This window comes from Clostridium sp. AF19-22AC (assembly GCF_003479085.1).
Lineage (GTDB): Bacteria > Bacillota > Clostridia > Lachnospirales > Lachnospiraceae > Faecalicatena_A > Faecalicatena_A orotica.
Map to the genome: position 1 here is coordinate 1 of NZ_QUGN01000039.1, position 19,389 is coordinate 19,389.

Consider the following 19,389-nt stretch of genomic DNA (forward strand, 5'->3'; position numbering starts at 1 on the left):
CCGGGGAATAGGGGAGTGGAATTTAAAATTTCATTTTAGGATTGTTCTTTAAAACTTATCAAATATTGCTATTTGCAATCCTAAATGATAAACTAACCATATACCTAGACTCATCTATATAACCAGTAAAGGATGGTTCGATTATGCAGACAAATAGTTATTTTGAGGAGTTGAATTTTGAAGAGAAGAAGAAAATTATTGTATCAAAGAAAATCGATACAACTTTTTCTGATACAATGCATTGGCATCCTTTTGTCGAAATACTTGTAAGCTGCTATGATAATAATGAAGTAACAATTAATTTTACCAAGTACACGCTTAAGATTAATGACCTGGTTATCATCTACCCGGGCGACCTTCATTCTTTGATTCATGTGGATGAGAAGGCATTTATTCTTGTGCAGTTTCCACTCGATTTACTGATGATTATGAGCGAATTTAACAGTAATTTTTCTGTATTTTCCCAATATCATTGCATAAAATATGACCCTTCGAATATCGATGTTGACAGAATGATTTTTTTAATAAAAGAACTGCCCGAACTATATTATTCCGACGCTCTGTTTAATGAAGTCCGGATATACTCACTTCTGCTGGAGTTTTTTGTAAAGTTTGGACAATACTGTATTAATGATAAGAAAGAAGAGTTTGCCAGTGATACTAACGAGGAATACAAGTCTCTCAAGCTCATGGCGGAAGCCTGCCTTTATATATCACAGAACTGTACGAAATCCCTTACTCTGGATGATATTTCCCGTTACATCGGGTTTAGCAAATACCATTTTTCGCACCTGTTCAAAACATATACGAATATGACATTTATAGATTTTCTTACGACTGAGCGTATCAAAATGGCGGAATCATTGATTTCGAACCCCAAAGCACATATGATTGATATTGCTTACGACTCGGGATTTTCAAGCATCTCTTCATTTAACCGTGCCTTTAAAAAGATAAAGGGAATTTCCCCCAGTGAATTTAGAAAAACATTGATCAATAACAGCGTAGATGTGAAATCACCGGTCGGTTTAGAAGAAGAGGGGGACCCCGTTTCCTGAGGGCATAAGATTAATAAAAAATAGAATTTGAAAGCGAGGTTTATAGTATGCAGTCTGTTAGAATTATTGAGATACCGAAAATCAAGGCGGTTTTTTCCGGGCCGCTTTCTTCTAAAGAAAAACTCGAGAAGTTTATCAAATGGTTTAGTGGATATCATGCGTCCCTGAAAGGGGAATTGTTCCCAAGAGATTTTATGTGGTACAACGAAAGAATGAATGTGAGGGAATGGTTTTATGCGTTACCTCCAAATGCAGATTTACAGCAAATAACGGATTATGAAATTGTTGATCTGCCGTCCGGCCTTTATGCAGCTGCCTCATGCCTGAATGCTGATCTGGATGGTGCAGAAGACTGGCTTAGTACGAGGCAGGAAATAAACGACTGGGTTCAGAAAAGTGATAAGTTTGATTTATATGTTAATGGAGAGGGCAGGGAGGAAAGATATCCGATGTTTCACATAGTTTCTCCGGGGTGGATGATGGAGAAGGGGATTTCGATTGAAGATTTATATGTTCCGATTGTAGAAAAAGGAGAGTAGTAGAGGAGATATTTTGTACCTGTAGCATAGGTGGTGATATGTATGGATGAAGGATATTACGAAATTAATCAGATGCGGAAGAATTATCCCATTAAGGTCGTGCCGCACGAGGCAATTCTGGAGAATGGTGCTTTCGTAGCACAGCACTGGCATCGCAGCATAGAGATTGTGCTGGTCAGGGGGGATGGTTTCCGGCTGTGGGTCAACGGAATTTTAAAGAACATGGAGGATAATTCTCTGGCTATTATTAATCATGGGGAATTCCACAGCTTTACAGCCTTTAATGGGCAGAACCAGTCTGGCTGCTCTGTTTTAATATCCTATACGTTTCTGAAGGAACTCGACCCTGATTTTGATCTTTCATGGTTTGAAATAGGCCAGAATGTACAGGTAAATGACAGGCTCCGCAGTATTGTCCTGAAGATGCTGGAAATATACAATCATGGGGGAGCGTGGTATAATCTTCTTCTCAGAAGTGCCGCCTATGAGATGATTTATCTTCTTTTTACAGAATATAAGCTTGAAATGAACAGTACCCGCCTAAGGCAGATGAAATCCGGGGAGATATACAAGGAGATTATCAACTACATTGATAAGCATTATAATGAAAGCCTGAGACTGAGTGATGTTGCTTTGAATTTTGGGTATCATCCGGACTATTTTTCTAAAAGCTTCAAAAACTACATCGGGGAGAATTTTACAACCCACTTAAAAAAATTACGGCTTTATAATGCCAGAAAGCTTCTGCTCCAAACGGATAAACCTATTCTGGAAGTTGCATTGGAGACAGGCTTTTCAGACAGCAAGGCGTTTATCAGGGACTTTAAGTCTTTCTATGGCACAACGCCATTAAAGTACAGAAAAGAAAATAGTATTTCCGAATAGCAAAGTGCCTCGCAGGAAACTGCGGGGTATTTGTTTCCTGCGCAGATTGCAGTGACATGTATAAAATCTGCCCTGCATGTTAAAATGTCAGAAATTGAGAATATTCATACCAGAATAAGCAAAGATAAGTACCCATTTTCCTATTACAATATAAGAAAAAGAAGTAACTGTCCCAGACTTAAGGATGGTTAAAAAAAGAGAAAAGGAGAATGAGAATGGCTAGTAAATATGATGGACTTGCAAAAGTAATTATCCAGAATGTTGGCGGAAAAGGGAATATCCTTTCTGTAGAACATTGTTTCACACGCTTACGCTTCCGCCTGAAGGATGTAGAAAAGGCCAATCAGGAGATACTGAGAAATACGGAGGGGATTGTCAATGTCTTAATAAGCGGAGGTCAGTTTCAGATAGTAATAGGCACTCATGTGCCCGATGTCTATGAAGCAGTTTTGAAGGCTGCGCACCTGAACCAAAATCAGGCGGACGATGGAGAAGGTCAGAAAAAGGGGCTCGTAGATACGATTTCAGGTGTATTTATGCCTGCTATCGGCCTTTTGTGTGCCTGTGGTATTGCTAAAGGGCTTTTAGTCCTTCTGACAACGCTTGGGGTCCTCAGCAGTGAAAGCGGGACTTACCAGATTCTATATGCCATTGGGGACTGTATTTTCTACTTCTTCCCTGTTATTTTAGGATACACTGCGGCGAAAAAGTTCAGATGTAATGAAGTGATTGGTATCGCAATCGGATGTACCCTGATTTATCCGACAATCATCAGTGTGATGTCCGGGGAACCGATTTCTACTTTATTTGCGGGGACGGTGTTAGAGTCTCAGATTTTTATGACTTTCCTGAAGATTCCCGTTATCCTTAATAACTATTCTTCTACGGTCATTCCGGTCATCCTTGCAGTCTGGTTTGCTTCAAAGATTGAGCGGAAGCTGAAAGAACACTGTCCGGCTGTTGTAAAATCGTTTATGGTGCCTTTGCTTACACTCGTTATTACTGTTCCGGTTACATTCCTTGTAATTGGGCCTGTTGCGACGTGGATCTCAAACATCATCGGTCAAATTACTGTAATGCTCTTTAACTTAAGCCCGATTATATTTGGTCTGTTTGTTGGTGCATTCTGGCAGGTATTTGTTATCTTTGGGGTACATCAGGGAATGATTCCGATTGTACTGAATAATCTGGCAACATTGGGATATGATGTGATTTTTGCCGCGACTGTTGCAGGATGCTTTACACAGGTTGCTGTATTGGCGGCAATCATCCTTAAAACAAAGAATAAAAATCTGCGGACGACTTCATTATCTGCACTTTTTTCCGGAATCTTCGGTATTACCGAGCCTGCAATCTATGGTGTTACATTACCTCTGAAGATGCCATTTGTTATTAGCTGTATCGCATCAGGTATTGGCGGCGCTATTGCAGTGGCAGGCGGCACACGGTACTTTAACATGGGTGGTCAGGGAATCTTCTGTTTTATGTGCTACATCAATCCGGATGGGTCAAGCAGAAGCCTTGTTTGGAGTTTGATTGCCGTTGGAATTGCTATGGTAATTTCCTTTGCTGCCATGATGGTTCTTTTTAAAGATAAAGAGGATAAACAAGGAAAAACAGAAGTTACAGAAACAGCTATACCGGAAAACACAGAGGACAACGCCGGTCAAGCAGAAGCTGCTAACGAAATAATCTGCTGTCCGGTGTCAGGCAGGGTTGTTGCTTTAAGTGATGTGACTGATGAAGCATTTTCTCAGGGACTTCTTGGAAAAGGTATTGCAGTTGAGCCGGATGAGGGCTGTGTCTATGCCCCAGCGGACGGTAAGATTTCCTTGATCTTCCCGACAGGACATGCGCTCGGCATGGTATCTGAGGGAGGCGCCGAACTGCTTATCCATATTGGAATGGATACTGTAAAGCTGGAAGGAAAAGGATTCCGCGTACTTGTCGAAAAAGAGGAACAAGTGAAGAAAGGGCAGAAGTTAGTTGAATTCGACCTCAATCTGATTCACGAGTCCGGCTATTCTGCGATTACGCCAATTATTGTGGCAAATACAGATGTATATGCGGATGTTATGCCTGTAGAGGCACAGATGGTTAAAACAGGTGATAAATTATTGACTTTAACAAGAAAGGAGCAGGGCTGATATGGTAGATTTGAAAGCAAATCCATTTTTTCTGAATGATGAGGATATAAACTGGGTTGAGGAAACACTTAACCAGATGTCAGTGGATGAAAAAGCAGGCCAGCTCTTCTGCCTGCATGGCGATAGTGACGATTTGGATGAATTAAAGAGAATCCTGAATACCTGCCATCCCGGTGCAATGATGTACCGCCCCAGTGCAGCGGAAAAAATCTACAATATCCATAGCTTCCAGCAGGAAGAGTCACGTATCCCCATGCTTCTGGCCGCCAATTTGGAGGCGGGCGGAGACGGTATCGGAAATGAAGGTACTTTCTTTGGACGGCAGATTCAGGTTGCAGCCAGCGATAATACCGAACAGGCATACAGACTGGGCGTGATTGCTGGGAAAGAAGGCTCGGCAGTTGGATGTAACTGGGCTTTTGCCCCGGTAGTTGATATTGATATGAATTTCTCAAACCCCATCACAAATGTGCGTACCTTTGGTTCAGACAAGGAGCGTGTAAAACGGATGGCGCTGGCTTATATGAAAGGATGTCAGGAAAATGGCGTAGCCGTTTCAGTAAAACATTTTCCGGGGGACGGCGTGGATGACAGGGACCAGCATCTGCTTGCATCGGTAAACACACTTTCCGTAGAGGAGTGGGACCGCACTTTCGGGGATGTGTATCAGGCAATGATAGACAATGGGGCTAAGACCATTATGGCAGGGCATATTATGCAGCCTGCTTATACAAAATATTTTTCACCGGATATTAAAGATGAAGATATTATGCCCGGCTCCCTTTCGCCGGAACTGCTTGGCGGACTTCTGCGGGGAAAGCTGAAATTTAACGGCATGATTGTAACGGATGCTACATCCATGGTAGGATTTGGTGCGATGGGACACCGGGAGGACCTGATACCCGGTGCAATTGCGGCAGGATGTGATATGATTCTGTTTACCAAAAACATGGAAGAAGATCTGGATTCTATGAAAAAAGGGATTGCAAAGGGAACCATAACGGCTGAACGGCTTGACGAGGCTGTAACAAGAATCCTGGCTGCCAAGGCTTCTCTCGGGCTTCACCGCCGCCAGAAGGAAGGGACTTTGATGAAGCCCAAAGAAGAACTTCAGATATTAAAATGTGCAGAACATGTAGATTGGGCCCTCCAGCTTGCCGATGAATCTATCACATTGGTTAAGAATACGGAACAGATCATTCCGGTGAACCCTAAGGAAATGAAACGTGCTATGGTAATCGTATTAGGCGATGCAGTCAGCGCCAGCGGAAAGCCGGCGGTAGGAAGCCTTTTTATTGATGAACTGAAAAAAGCCGGATTTGATGTGGAACGTTTTGATGAGCATACACATGGTGGATTGTTTTACAATGGACCAGTCAGTGAACTGCGAAAGAAGTATGATATCGTATTTTATTTTGCTAACATTAAGACAGCCAGCAACCAGACAACTGTACGGATTAACTGGAAGCCGCCGATGGGTCTGGACGCCCCCTGGTTTGTAAAGGAAATCCCGACTGTATTTATTTCTATAGCAAACCCATACCATCTGCAGGATGTACCAATGGTAAGCACTTACATTAACGCATATACTGCGAATGAATTTAACCCAAAGGTACTCGTGGAGAAGCTGACAGGGAAAAGTGAGTTTAAGGGAAAAAGCCCAAATGATGCATTCTGTGGATATTGGGATGCCGCTTTTTAGGAAGGAAAAAAGAATGATAAAAGGTCTTATATTTGATTTGGATGGCGTGCTTGTGGATACTGCGAAGTATCATTATCTTGCGTGGAAAGAAATTGCCATGGAGTTAGGTATTGATTTTACAGAAAAAGATAATGAGAGGCTGAAGGGCGTCAGCAGAAGCCGTTCGATGGAGATTCTTCTGGAAATAGGAAACCGCCGTATGGAAATGGCAGAGCAGGGGGCGTACTGCACGAAGAAAAATAAACGTTATGTAGAATTTATTTCCGCGATGCAGGAGGATGAGGTACTGCCCGGCGTGAAAGAATTCCTTACACAGGCTAAGGCTAAGGGGTACCGGATTGCGCTTGGCTCTGCAAGCAAAAATTCCGGGCTTATACTGGACAGGCTGCATCTGAGGGACTATTTTGATGTGATTATAGACGGAACCAAGGTGGAAAAAGCCAAACCGGACCCGGAAGTTTTTGTGCGCGGCGCAATGGAACTTGGAGTTGCCTGCGAAGAATGTATTGTCTTCGAAGACTCTGAGGCTGGGATTGAAGCTGCGCACAGGGGACATATGAAAACGGTCGGAATTGGATGCCGGGAAAATCTGTCTGAGGCAGATATTGTTATAAAGAATCTGAAAAAATATTCGGTGGAGGAGATTGTATGAGATTAGCAGAGGACTTTTTATGGGGAGGGGCCACGGCTGCAAACCAATGCGAGGGCGGTTATCTGGAAGGCGGAAAGGGGCTGACGACGGTAGATGTGATTCCTGCCGGAAAGAACCGGTTCCCGGTAATGATGGGAACACTATCCTATCAGAAGCTGGAGGAGGGAGAAACCTACCCATCCCATGAGGCTGTCGATATGTACCATCATATACAGGAAGACGTCAGGCTATTTGCAGAAATGGGATTTAAATGTTACCGTTTCTCCATCGCATGGTCCAGAATCTACCCGACGGGGCTGGAGGAGCGCCCTAACAAGGAAGGTCTTAAGTTCTATGATACTTTGATTGACGAATTATTGAAATATCATATCGAGCCGCTTGTAACAATATGCCATTTTGACGTACCACTTTATCTTGTAGAGCACATGGGGGCATGGCGGAGCCGTGAAATGATAGATTTATTCGTAAAATATGCATCGACTCTGTTTGAGCGGTATAAAGGAAAGGTAAAATACTGGCTCACATTTAATGAGATTAATATGCTGATGCATCTGCCGTTCTTAGGTGGAGGACTTGTATTTGAGGAAGGGGAAGATAAGGAGAAGCTGAAGTATCAGGCTGCTCACCATCAGCTTATGGCCTCAGCACTGGCGACAAAGGCGGCACGTCAAATCAGCCCGGATTTCCAGATTGGCTGTATGCTTGCGGCGGGAAGCTGCTATGCAAATACATGCCATCCGGATGATGTCTGGGCAGCACTTGAAAAAGACAGGGAAAATTATTTTTTCACCGATATACAGGTGAGAGGGGAATATCCGGCATATGCAAGAAAAATGCTGGAGAGAAACGGCTGTTTACCAAACATGCAGAAGGATGATGAAAAAATACTCGCTGCAAATACTGTTGATTTCGTATCCTTCAGCTATTATACTTCCTGCCTGACGGCTGCCAATCAGGAGGAAATGAAAAAAACTGCCGGAAATGTTATGTCCAGCCTCAAAAACCCATACCTGAAAGCAAGCGAATGGGGATGGCAGATTGACCCCGCAGGGCTTCGCATTACACTCAACAACTTGTATGACCGGTATCAGAAACCACTGTTTATTGTTGAAAATGGCCTGGGAGCCGTTGATACGGTCAGTCTGGATGGTACAATTGAAGACGATTACCGGATTGCTTACTTGAAGGAACACATACTGGAAATGATGAAGGCTGTGGAAATTGACGGAGTAAAACTGCTTGGGTATACTACATGGGGATGCATAGATTTGGTAAGCGCATCTACCGGGGAAATGAAGAAAAGATACGGGTTTATCTATGTGGATAAGCAGGATGACGGGACGGGGGACTTGAGCAGGAAGAAGAAAAAGTCTTTCGAATGGTACAAGAAAGTCATTGCAACAGGAGGGGAATCACTCTGCTAGGTATAGCGGGGGGATTCCCCCTGTTTTTTGTTTTGAACTGCTTGTCAGGAATGAAGCTAAGTGGTATTCTTTTCATAAGGTACATGCATTTCACAGTCTTGAAAACAGCTGATACTGAGGGGAATGTACTGAAAATTTGCCGGAGAGTAATAATGAATTTAACATATAAAAGAGCATCAATTAAGGATATAGATATCTTAACAAAAACAAGAACAGAAGTATTAAGGGCAGCGAATAAACTGTCTGATGATACTGATATGAGTGAAGTGGAAAAGCAGTCCTATAATTATTATAAAAAAGCGCTTTCTGATGGAACACATACAGCATATTTGATTTTTGATGAAGGCAACTTTGCAGGTGCTGGTGGTATCAGTTATTTTCAGGTAATGCCGACTTACCATAATCCAAGTGGAAACAAAGCTTACATAATGAACATGTACACGAAACCCGAGTACAGGAGAAAGGGAATTGCGTACAGAACACTGGATATGCTTGTCAGAGACGCTAAAAATAAAGGGATTACTGCCATTTCTCTGGAAGCAACGGATATGGGAAGATCATTGTATGAAAAATATGGTTTTGTAAGAATAAATAATGAAATGGAATTAAAGGGAGGCATTAAGCTATGAAAAAAGTGCAGTTAGTGAGTATTATCGTATTAATTATTGCGTTAGTCATTATGGTGGTAAATATATTCCTTGCGCCTCTGGCGGACTGGATTGTCAGGGTAGATGGTGTCATTCTATTAATTGGTATATTTTTCCTGTCTTATAGTACGGTTAAATGTCATAATAGGAGCAGATAACCTATCTTTTGGCCGCATATTCCTGTTCTAATTCTTCCGCAAGATATGCATCGCTCATACAGTGCATATCAGAGACGCCATCCCGGATCAGTGGATAGACCTCAGAATTGTAGAAGAAGTCGAGCGCCGCATCCAATGAGATACCTTGACGTTTTGCAAAGCATTCGATGACACGGCTATATTTTTTTTGAAGTAAAATCGGATTTGCTTTCATACTCTGATCCCCCTTTCTTTCATCACATCAAGAAGATCATTGACGATATATTCCCGGCTCTGCGTGTGCAGGACTTCGTATTCCGGTACGATATAATCATTGAGAATATTGCTTTTCTCTGTAAATACCCGATAAACAAGTTCCGCATCTACACCAAGCTTCGCGGCAACATTTTCAATACAAAATATGGAAAATTCCAGTTCTCTGGAATTTTTGATTGTTTCCTCAGGCATATTCGTTACCCCTTTACTACATTTTAGTCGAAACACTCGAAAAATTTCTTGGCCTTCTGCCCCTAATTCTTTCATCATCATACTACAGAAATGTACTTTGAAGAATCAAAAATGCAAAAAAGATTTGTAGTGTCTTTTTTTCCAAATAATAGTATAATAAAAAATAGGTTTAATTTAGATACTGTTCAGACCGTGCCGTGCACTTTGCTGCACGGCATCGGAGCCAAAAAAGTGATGATTTCGGGGCATCTGCCCCTCGCCGAAGGCGACTTTCAATGGGCAGATGCCGTTACTGTGCGCGCCCACAGGGTGTGCACAGTAACTTAATTTGTAGTGACCGGAGAAGTAACAGGTTGGAACTATTGTAAGTAAGGAGAATTTGTAATAATGGATGCAGAGTTAAAAAGCGAGGTAGAGGAATTTGCCAGTAAGATATTGAGAAGTTATTTTTGCGATTCAGAGGTAGATTTCCTGATTTCTACTTTTGCACCGGAGATTGTATGGATGGGCGGCGGGGAAAAGCAGAGAGCCGAAGGGAGAGAAGCCGTTGCGTCTGCATTCAGAAGAGAAAAGGAAGACCTTATCCCGTGTAATATGAGTGAGGAGAGGTATGTCACTTTGGAGCTGGGAGAAGGCCTGTACCTCTGTGAGGGAGACAGCTGGATCGAGGCAAAACCGGAAACGAAAATGGTTATGAATGTCCACCAGCGTGTAACCTTCATATTCAGGAGAAAGGGAGATAGTTTTGAGTCTGTACATATTCATAACTCAATAGACTTCTCTGCAATACAGGATGACGAACTATTTCCGATCGAGTCGGCAAAAGAGAGCTATGAGAAACTTCAGGATATGCTCGTGCTAAAGGAGGCGGAAGCTGACAGGCAGGCGAGATTCCTCCAACAGCTTTATGATACTGTTCCCTGTGGGATTCTGCAGTTTACGACGGAACAGCCGTACGAGATCCTGAGTCTGAACAGAATGGTGTGGGAATTTTATGGGTTTGAGTCGGAAGAGGATTACAGATCAAAGATACAGTCTCCTGTCCAGCTTGTCCTGAAAAATGATAAGGATAATATCATTGGTATGATTGAAGGTCTCAAGACCGGCGGACCAGCTGTCAACTATACGCGCCAGAGCCGGAAAACAGACGGGACCAGTGTCTGGATCAGCGTGATTATGCACCGTATTGTCAATGTAGACGGAATTGAGGTTATACAGGCCATATTCACGGATATTACAGAAATGACTACTCTGGTGATGGCACAGGAAAGAGAGAGGATGATTGAGAATCATTTTCTGAGGGCGGCAACTTGTACTGCCTACCCGCTGATTATGAGCCTGAACCTGACACAGGGTAAATTTAACTGTTTTATCGAGGAACAGAAAGGAGTCATCGATGACAACAGCGGTAATTATGATGAATTAATGGTTCACTCGGTTGAATTGGTGAATCCGGCATTCAGAGATGAATACAGACATGAATTTTCCAGGGAAAACCTGCTCAGGAGATATGCGGAAGGAAAAAAGGAGAATTACATAGAACTTCAGATGATGGGATATGATGGGAAGGAGCACTGGCTGTCCCTTCATGTTATCTTTGTTGTCAACCCGTTCAGCACGGATATACTGGCAATTCAGCTCGTGAAAGTGCTTGATGACCAGCGTTCGGAAAAGCTTAGACAGGAGCAGCTACTGCGTGATGCGCTGTCTTCAGCCATGGCCGCCAATCATGCAAAGTCGGATTTCCTTTCCAGAATGAGCCATGACATCAGGACGCCAATGAATGCAATCATCGGAATGTGTACGATTGGTCAGCTGAAGATCAATGATCCGGTCCGTGTCATGGATTGTTTTAAGAAGATTGACGACTCATCCAGATACCTGCTCTCTCTGATCAATGATATTCTGGATATGTCAAAGATAGAAAATGGGAAGATAGAAATCGTAAAAGAGAAGTTTGAGTTTGCCGGATTTTTTGAAAATTTAATTTCCATAATTTATCCTCAGGCGGTAGATAAAGGAATTACGTTTGAGATGTATCATAAGGAGCCAATCTTGAAATATTATTTAGGTGACGCTCTTAGAATTAAGCAGATTCTTATGAATTTATTGTCTAATGCATTGAAGTTTACCGGATGCGGCGGAACAATCCAGCTGGAAGTATATGAAAAGAAGAGAACACGGGAATCCGCATATATGTGTTTTGTGGTTCGTGATACCGGAGTGGGGATGTCAGAAGAATTCATGAAGCGCATCTACGAGCCGTTTGAGCAGGAGTCCAAGGAGGCGGCGAGGAATAATGTGGGAAGCGGTCTGGGACTCTCTATTGTTTACAACATGGTACAACTGATGAATGGCCATATTGAAGTCAAAAGTGAAAAGAACAAGGGAACGGAATTTACTGTCACGATTCCTCTGGGCATTGCAAAGGAACTGCAGGAGGAAGATTTTGATGCAGACAGCAGTGACCTGATGCAGGGAACAAGGGTCCTGATTGTAGATGATGACCAGATTGTAGGTGAGCAGGCAGTACTTATTCTGTCAGAGATCGGCGGAGATCCGGTCTGGGCTGCATCAGGAATGGAAGCTGTGTCATATGTACAGGAGTCTGCTGATGCAGGAAAACCGTTTGAGATTGCCATGATCGACTGGAAGATGCCGGATATGAACGGGATTGAGACAACCAGGAGAATACGGCAGATCGTTGGCAGAGATACAACGATAATCATCATATCTGCGTATGACTGGAGTACAATAGAAGAAGAGGCAGTGGCTGCCGGTGCAGATTATTTTATTTCGAAACCGCTGTTTAAGTCCAATATCGAAAGGGCACTGGCAGAGATTGATAAAAATCATGAAAAAATCAAGGCTCTGGATTCCATAAAACCAGATTGTTTTTCCGGACAGAGGGTACTTCTTGTTGAAGATAATATACTGAACCGGGAGATTGCAAAATCTCTGCTGGAAATTAACAATATCGAGGTGGACACGGCAGAAAATGGCGCTGAGGCGGTAGAGCGGTTCAGAGAGTCCGGGAAAGGATTCTATTTTGCCGTACTCATGGATATCCGTATGCCTGTCATGGATGGCTTAGAGGCGACGAGGCAGATACGAAAGGAACCAAGGGAGGATGCCAAAACAATCCCGATTCTTGCGATGACTGCAAATGCATTTGAGGAAGATAAGAGGATGGCATATGAGGCAGGCGTGAATGGATATCTGGCAAAACCGCTGGATATTCAGGTTATGTTAGATGAGCTTAAGCTATATTTGTAGTAAAAAGATTTGAATAGGTATCCTCTGCCGGTAAGAATGCCGGTTAGAGGATATCTGACAGATGGCGGGAGGTAACAATGAAGTTAAAATGTATTTTATTTAGTCTTATGGTGTCTGTCCTGCTGGCATCAGCGCCGGTTCAGGTATGGGCTGAGGATGCGGATAATCAGGAAAAGACAGAAGAAGAACTTGCCGCGGCAGAAGAAAAAGAGAAGACGGATTCCTATGCCAGGGAGATCGATACGAATGCATTGGAGAACTGGCCGTCCGGTCCGCAGGTTTATGCGGATTCGGCGGTTGTCATGGACATGGAAAGCGGTGCGGTCCTGTATGCAAAGCAGGCCGATAAACAGCATTATCCCGCCAGTATTACCAAGCTGATGACAACGCTTGTTGCTTTGGAGAATGCGGAACTGACGGATAAGGTAAGATTTACAGAGGACAGCATTTCCTTTCTGCAGTGGGATGATGCACAGATCGGGATGAAGGCGGGCGAAGAAATCAGTCTGGAAGATGCACTTCATGGCGTCCTGCTGGCCTCTGCAAACGAGGTTTCCCACGCAGTCGCGGAGAGTGTGGGAGCCGACCGGCTGGGCGGCGATTATGAGACTTTTATCCAGAAGATGAATACGAGGGCAGAAGAACTGGGATGCACAAATTCACACTGGGTGAATCCAAACGGGCTTCATGATGATAACCATTATACATCGGCCCATGATATGGCCCTGATCGCATCTGCAGTGTATCAGCAGGATGAGTTTAAGAAAATTATGGGAACGCTGGAGTATAAAATAGGCGCCACAAACCTGACGAAGGAAGAAAGGGTATTCCAACAGAACCACAAAATGCTCTGGCCGGAAAACTATTATTACTATGAGTACTGTAAGGGTGGTAAAACAGGATATACGGATCAGGCTAAAACGACGCTGGTCACCATGGCTGACAACGGAGATATGCGTCTGGCTGCAGTTGTTCTCTATGACTACGGAGTGGATGCCTATACAGACACAAGGGCAATGTTCGACTATGTTTTCCAGAATTTCCACAAGGTTCCTGTAGCCGGGGCCGAAGATGCGGAAGAGATATCCTCTTTTGATGATAAGGATGCATACGTGGTTCTGCCTGAAGATGTTGCGTACACAGATCTGGATAAAGAAATCGTCCTTACAAAGCAGGGAATCCGTTCTGGAAAAATCATATACACGTATAAAGGTGATAACGTAGGCAGCGCCGCCGTGACCCTTACAGAAGAAGGGTACCAGAAGCTCTCAGGAGGAAGTGCTGCCCAGAGCGACAGCAAGAAGATTGAGAATGAAGGCAGTACGCCGGACCAGTCGGCGCAGGCAGACAGGGACAAGGCAAAGGAACAGGAGAATGCGGAAAAGGACAGCCGGAATCTGAAGCTTGTCATCGCTGTTTCAGCCGCAGTTGTTTTCGTTGTCATCATTATCATCGCGATACTGGAAGCAAAGCGGAAAAGAAAACGCAGGAAAAAATAAAAGACCATAAAATGAGAGACGGCCCTCCCCCTGTATCTAAGTTATTCGGATACAGGGGAAGGGCTTTCGTTTTTTAATAACCACATTTATTCAATTGGTTTTTCCTCGATATTTAGATAAATGTCAGGATCAGGATTGATTTCCTCGAATGCTTTAATAATCCGGTCTGTTACGGTGTTGATATTGATATCCTCAGAGACATTGAGCAGCACGGAATACTGGTTCAGTGATGCACGAGTAAAGACATCATTCTTTCTCAGTCCATTGGCAAGCAGATCGTAAAGCAGATTCATAATCCTCTTCATCTTAACTGAATCCGGCAGTGTATCGTTCTTGGGAAGCAGAGAAAACAAGAGCAGATAATATTTTCCCTGTGAACGTCTCACAGATCTCAGATTGAGCTGGTAAATATTCTTAAAAATGTCAAAGTTACAGTAGAAGGTCTTGTCCGTATCCTTCTCCACACCGAGCGTGGTCTCCAGTTCATCCATCTTCAGCTCTATATTTGGCATGCGGAGCAGGATGTCCTGATAGATATCACGCAGCGAAGTGCTGATATCGAGGCCATATTTTGAGGAGAAGAAATCCACTGTGGACTGGTAATATTCCAGCGCAGTCTTAACTGTATTCATTCCCATATATGCAAGCAGCTTATAGCGGTAGAAACGCTCTTCTTCCGGATAGAGGATGATGGACTGGTCGCATAGTGAAATCAGTTCGTCATATCTGGACTTGGCGTACAGATATTCACACATATTCAGGGTACAGTTAACATACATGTTGCGATAATATGTTGCACGGTACTGGACCCATTCAACAGAGGCATGGTTAGACAGAAAATCTCCGGTATACAGGCGCTGCATACGGTAATAATACCGGTACTGCCTTTCGGAGTCCGGTTCCTGCCGGGCCAGGTTATAATAATTTTCAAAATCGGTAATATCAATCTTGCAGTACAGGTCCGGGTTCCAGTAATAGGCATCCTGGGTAAACTTGATATAGTCGATATCCTGTTCCGGATAAAGCCTCTCGAGTTCTTTCCTCGCCCTGTATACAAGGTTGCGGAGAGCACCTACAGGGATCTTGTCTTTGACATCAGGCCATAGCATTGACATCAAAACATCCTTTGGCACTTTTGTATCCTGATTGGCAACCAGATAAGAGATCAGAAGAGTAAGCTGGGTACTGTTGTGCTCACTTGGCGCATATTCATAAAACGGACTGGAAATAGAAAACTCATTAAAAAAGTGGATATGAAGGTCTGGTTTTCGTCTCATTTGTCTATTCTCCTTGTTTTTTTCGAATTTATAACATTGTTATAGTAGGATTTAATAATTATTATATCACTTATAGTGCAAACTTTCTACAAATAGATTCCACCAATATACCAAAGAATGGAATTTTGCCGAAATTTTTAAATTCCGGTGAATCCCTTGACTATTTAAGAGTTTCTTTTTATAATAAATTCTGTGCAGACTTAAATGGAAAAAACGATGACGAAGACAGTAGGTCATATCCGAAAGTCCCAGCGAGCCGGAGATGGTGGGAGTCCGGTACCTGTAAGATATTTCTGAACATCACTTCCGAGTTGCAGACCTTGAAACGCTAAGAAGTAGGGGCTGACGGTGTTCCTCCGTTATTGGAACGCATATGCAGGATTAAAAGAAGCCTACTATGGCTTTTAGATCTGAGTATGTTGTAACAGGTGGTTAACGTAAGCTTCAGCTTCCGTCCTATTACAGGGCGGAAGCTTTTCTTTTACCAAAAAAACACAATTAGAAAGGAAGAAGAGTTATGTACAAGAAAGTTACCACGGACATGAACTTTGTGGAGCGTGAAAAAGAAGTTGAAAAGTTCTGGGAAGAAAATGATATTTTTCAAAAGAGTATGGATGAGAGGGAGGGCGCTCCGAAATATACCTTCTATGACGGTCCTCCGACAGCAAACGGAAAGCCGCATATCGGGCATGTCCTGACACGTGTCATCAAGGATATGATTCCGAGATACCGTACAATGAAGGGATATATGGTACCCCGCAAGGCCGGTTGGGACACACACGGACTTCCGGTTGAGCTTGAAGTTGAGAAGCTGCTCGGGCTGGACGGAAAGGACCAGATCGAAGAATACGGTCTGGAGCCATTCATTGATAAATGTAAGGAAAGTGTATGGAAATACAAAGGGATGTGGGAGGATTTCTCCGGCACAGTCGGATTCTGGGCCGATATGGAACACCCGTATGTCACTTATGACAATAACTTTATCGAGTCTGAGTGGTGGGCTTTGAAGCAGATCTGGGACAAAGGGCTGCTCTACAAAGGCTTTAAGATTGTGCCTTACTGCCCGCGCTGCGGAACCCCGCTTTCTGCACAGGAAGTGGCGCAGGGGTACAAGGATGTAAAGGAACGCTCTGCCATCGCAAGATTTAAGGTAAAAGACGAAGATGCCTATATCCTTGCATGGACCACAACACCGTGGACACTGCCTTCCAATCTGGCACTCTGTGTGAACCCGGTTGAGGATTATGTGAAAGTAAAGGCGCGTGACGGCTTTGTTTATTATATGGCTGAGGCGCTTCTGGACAAGGTGCTCGGAAAGCTTGCATCCGAGGATGAGCCGGCTTATGAGATTCTTGAGAGATACAAGGGAACCGATCTGGAATACAAGGAATATGAGCCGTTGTTCCAGTGTGCGGCCGACAGCGCGGCAAAGCAGAATAAGAAAGCATTTTATGTAACATGTGATACCTACGTTACACTGACAGATGGTACCGGAGTCGTGCACATCGCCCCTGCATTCGGTGAAGACGATGCCAATGTAGGAAGAAAATATGGGCTGCCTTTTGTACAGCTCGTTGATGAGAAGGGCAACATGGCTGAAACCACACCGTTTGCCGGCGTGTTTGTGAAAAAGGCAGATCCTTTGGTACTCAAAAACCTCGAGGAGAGAAACCTTCTGTTTGATGCGCCAAAATTCGAACACAGTTATCCTCACTGCTGGAGATGCGATACTCCGCTGATTTATTATGCGAGAGAATCCTGGTTTATCAAGATGACAGATGTAAAAGAGGACTTGATTGCCAATAACAATACAATCAACTGGATTCCTGAGAGCATCGGGAAGGGACGTTTCGGCGACTGGCTGGAAAATGTCCAGGACTGGGGAATCAGCCGTAACCGTTACTGGGGAACGCCGCTGAATATCTGGGAGTGTGAGTGCGGACACCAGCATTCAATCGGAAGCATTGAGGAACTGAAGTCCATGTCAGACAACTGCCCGGATGATATCGAGCTGCACCGCCCGTATATCGACGATGTAACTGTAAAGTGCCCGGTCTGCGGAAAAGAGATGCACCGTGTGCCGGAAGTTATTGACTGCTGGTTTGACAGTGGGTCCATGCCGTTTGCACAGCATCACTATCCATTTGAAAATAAAGAACTTTTTGAACAGCAGTTCCCGGCAGATTTTATTTCAGAGGCTGTGGACCAGACAAGAGGATGGTTCTATTCCCTTCTGGCCATTTCGACCCTGCTGTTTAACAAGGCACCTTATAAAAATGTTATCGTTCTTGGCCATGTTCAGGATGAGAACGGGCAGAAGATGAGCAAATCAAAAGGAAATGCAGTCGACCCGTTTGATGCCCTGAATCAGTTCGGAGCAGACGCAATCCGCTGGTATTTCTATGTAAACAGTGCTCCGTGGCTTCCGAACCGTTTTCACGGCAAGGCAGTAACAGAAGGACAGAGGAAGTTCATGGGTACCCTGTGGAACACCTATGCGTTCTTTGTTCTGTATGCGAACATTGATGAGTTCGATGCGACAAAATACAGCCTGGATTACGAGAAACTTTCTGTAATGGATAAATGGCTTCTGTCCAAACTGAATACACTGATTAAGACGGTTGATGATAATCTTGCAAATTACAGGATTCCGGAGAGCGCAAGGGCACTTCAGGATTTTGTGGATGACATGAGCAACTGGTATGTCAGAAGAAGCCGTGAACGTTTCTGGGCAAAGGGAATGGAGCAGGATAAGATCAATGCCTATATGACTTTATATACTGCATTGGTGACAGTTTGCAAAGTGGCTGCGCCGATGATTCCGTTTATGACAGAGGAAATTTACCAGAATCTTGTCCGCAGCATTGACAGCGGGGCACCGGAGAGTATTCACCTGTGTGACTTCCCTGCTGTAAGTGAAGAGTGGATCGATACTGAACTCGAGGCAAATATGGCAAACGTACTGAAGCTTGTGGTTATGGGCCGTGCCTGCCGTAATACTGCCAATATCAAGAACCGTCAGCCGATCGGGCAGATGTTCGTGAAAGCAGGATATGTGCTGCCTGAGTTCTATCAGGAGATCGTTGCAGATGAGCTGAATGTGAAGAGTGTGAAGTTTACAGAAGATGTAAGAGACTTTACTTCATATAGTTTTAAACCACAGTTAAAGACAGTTGGGCCAAAATATGGTAAGATGTTAGGTGGAATCAAAAATGCCCTGGACAATCTGGATGGTAATGCAGCCATGGATGAGATCAATGAGACAGGTGCTTTGAAACTGGACGTGAACGGACAGGAGATCACGCTGTTCAAAGAAGATCTGCTGATCGATACCGCGCAGATCGAGGGATATGTTTCTGAAAATGATAATGGAATCACGGTTGTACTTGATACGAACCTGACAGATGAACTGCTTGAAGAAGGCTTTGTAAGAGAAATCATCAGCAAGGTCCAGACGATGAGAAAAGAAGCAGATTTCGAGGTAATGGATAAGATTAAGGTTACCTATGAAGGAAGTGAAAAAGCGGAGAATGTTTTTGCCAAATATGGCAGGGAGATTGGTAGTGAGGTTCTGGCAAATGAAGTTGTAAAAGCGCAGCCGTCAGGATATGTGAAAGAATGGAAGATTAACGGCGAGGCTGTTACAATGGGTGTTGAGAAAGAAGGGATGTAAATTTT

The 19,389-nt window shown here is 43.7% G+C and carries 14 protein-coding genes; 11 read left to right on the forward strand and 3 right to left on the reverse strand.

Going from position 1 to position 19,389, the window contains the following annotated elements:
* Positions 1–143 precede the first annotated feature (143 nt).
* The 8 genes from DWX43_RS25740 (at position 144) to DWX43_RS25775 (ending at position 9,036) form a co-directional block, all read left to right on the forward strand.
* Positions 144–1,058 (forward strand): AraC family transcriptional regulator, encoded by a 915-nt coding sequence (locus tag DWX43_RS25740; RefSeq protein ID WP_109733291.1) that lies wholly within the window; start codon positions 144–146, stop codon positions 1,056–1,058.
* A gap of 47 nt (positions 1,059–1,105) precedes the next feature.
* The gene (locus DWX43_RS25745) at positions 1,106–1,597 is read left to right on the forward strand and encodes a transcriptional regulator (protein WP_118622812.1); all 492 of its coding nucleotides are present in this window, start codon (positions 1,106–1,108) and stop codon (positions 1,595–1,597) included.
* 42 nt (positions 1,598–1,639) lie between these two features.
* Positions 1,640–2,482 carry a helix-turn-helix domain-containing protein gene (locus DWX43_RS25750; protein WP_118622814.1) on the forward strand — a complete coding sequence of 281 codons (843 nt, stop codon included), beginning with the start codon at positions 1,640–1,642 and terminating at the stop codon, positions 2,480–2,482.
* Positions 2,483–2,697: 215 nt separating this feature from the next.
* A complete protein-coding gene (locus tag DWX43_RS25755) occupies positions 2,698–4,629 on the forward strand; it encodes a beta-glucoside-specific PTS transporter subunit IIABC (RefSeq protein ID WP_118622816.1) in 1,932 nt (643 codons plus the stop codon).
* A gap of 1 nt (position 4,630) precedes the next feature.
* On the forward strand, positions 4,631–6,331 hold the full coding sequence (locus tag DWX43_RS25760; RefSeq protein ID WP_118622818.1) for a glycoside hydrolase family 3 N-terminal domain-containing protein: 1,701 nt from the start codon (positions 4,631–4,633) through the stop codon (positions 6,329–6,331).
* Between the two features lie 13 nt (positions 6,332–6,344).
* Entirely contained in the window at positions 6,345–6,983 is a 639-nt protein-coding gene (gene pgmB / locus DWX43_RS25765; protein ID WP_118622840.1) for a beta-phosphoglucomutase, read from the forward strand.
* Positions 6,980–8,407, forward strand: a complete 1,428-nt coding sequence (locus DWX43_RS25770; protein WP_118622820.1) for a 6-phospho-beta-glucosidase — start codon at positions 6,980–6,982, stop codon at positions 8,405–8,407. The genes pgmB and DWX43_RS25770 overlap by 4 nt, the downstream gene beginning before the upstream one ends.
* A 152-nt stretch (positions 8,408–8,559) precedes the next feature.
* Positions 8,560–9,036, forward strand: coding sequence for a GNAT family N-acetyltransferase (locus DWX43_RS25775; RefSeq protein ID WP_118622822.1), 477 nt, complete (start codon positions 8,560–8,562; stop codon positions 9,034–9,036).
* 177 nt (positions 9,037–9,213) lie between these two features.
* Here the strand turns inward: DWX43_RS25775 and DWX43_RS25785 are convergent, their stop codons facing one another.
* Complete coding sequence (locus tag DWX43_RS25785; RefSeq protein WP_118622824.1) at positions 9,214–9,426, reverse strand: DUF3791 domain-containing protein; 213 nt, start codon at positions 9,424–9,426, stop codon at positions 9,214–9,216.
* Positions 9,423–9,659, reverse strand: a complete 237-nt coding sequence (locus tag DWX43_RS25790) for a DUF3791 domain-containing protein (protein ID WP_118622826.1) — start codon at positions 9,657–9,659, stop codon at positions 9,423–9,425. The genes DWX43_RS25785 and DWX43_RS25790 overlap by 4 nt, the downstream gene beginning before the upstream one ends.
* Positions 9,660–10,046: 387 nt before the next feature.
* Here DWX43_RS25790 and DWX43_RS25800 point away from each other — a divergent pair, with 387 nt between their 5' ends.
* Entirely contained in the window at positions 10,047–12,935 is a 2,889-nt protein-coding gene (locus DWX43_RS25800; protein ID WP_118622828.1) for a response regulator, read from the forward strand.
* A gap of 77 nt (positions 12,936–13,012) precedes the next feature.
* The gene (locus DWX43_RS25805) at positions 13,013–14,434 is read left to right on the forward strand and encodes a D-alanyl-D-alanine carboxypeptidase family protein (protein WP_109733299.1); all 1,422 of its coding nucleotides are present in this window, start codon (positions 13,013–13,015) and stop codon (positions 14,432–14,434) included.
* A gap of 86 nt (positions 14,435–14,520) precedes the next feature.
* On the opposite strand, the gene DWX43_RS25810 is transcribed toward DWX43_RS25805, so the two are convergent.
* Complete coding sequence (locus tag DWX43_RS25810; protein WP_109733300.1) at positions 14,521–15,711, reverse strand: bacterial transcriptional activator domain-containing protein; 1,191 nt, start codon at positions 15,709–15,711, stop codon at positions 14,521–14,523.
* Positions 15,712–16,228: 517 nt separating this feature from the next.
* Here DWX43_RS25810 and ileS point away from each other — a divergent pair.
* Positions 16,229–19,384, forward strand: coding sequence for an isoleucine--tRNA ligase (gene ileS, locus DWX43_RS25815; protein WP_118622830.1), 3,156 nt, complete (start codon positions 16,229–16,231; stop codon positions 19,382–19,384).
* Positions 19,385–19,389: the final 5 nt, after the last annotated feature.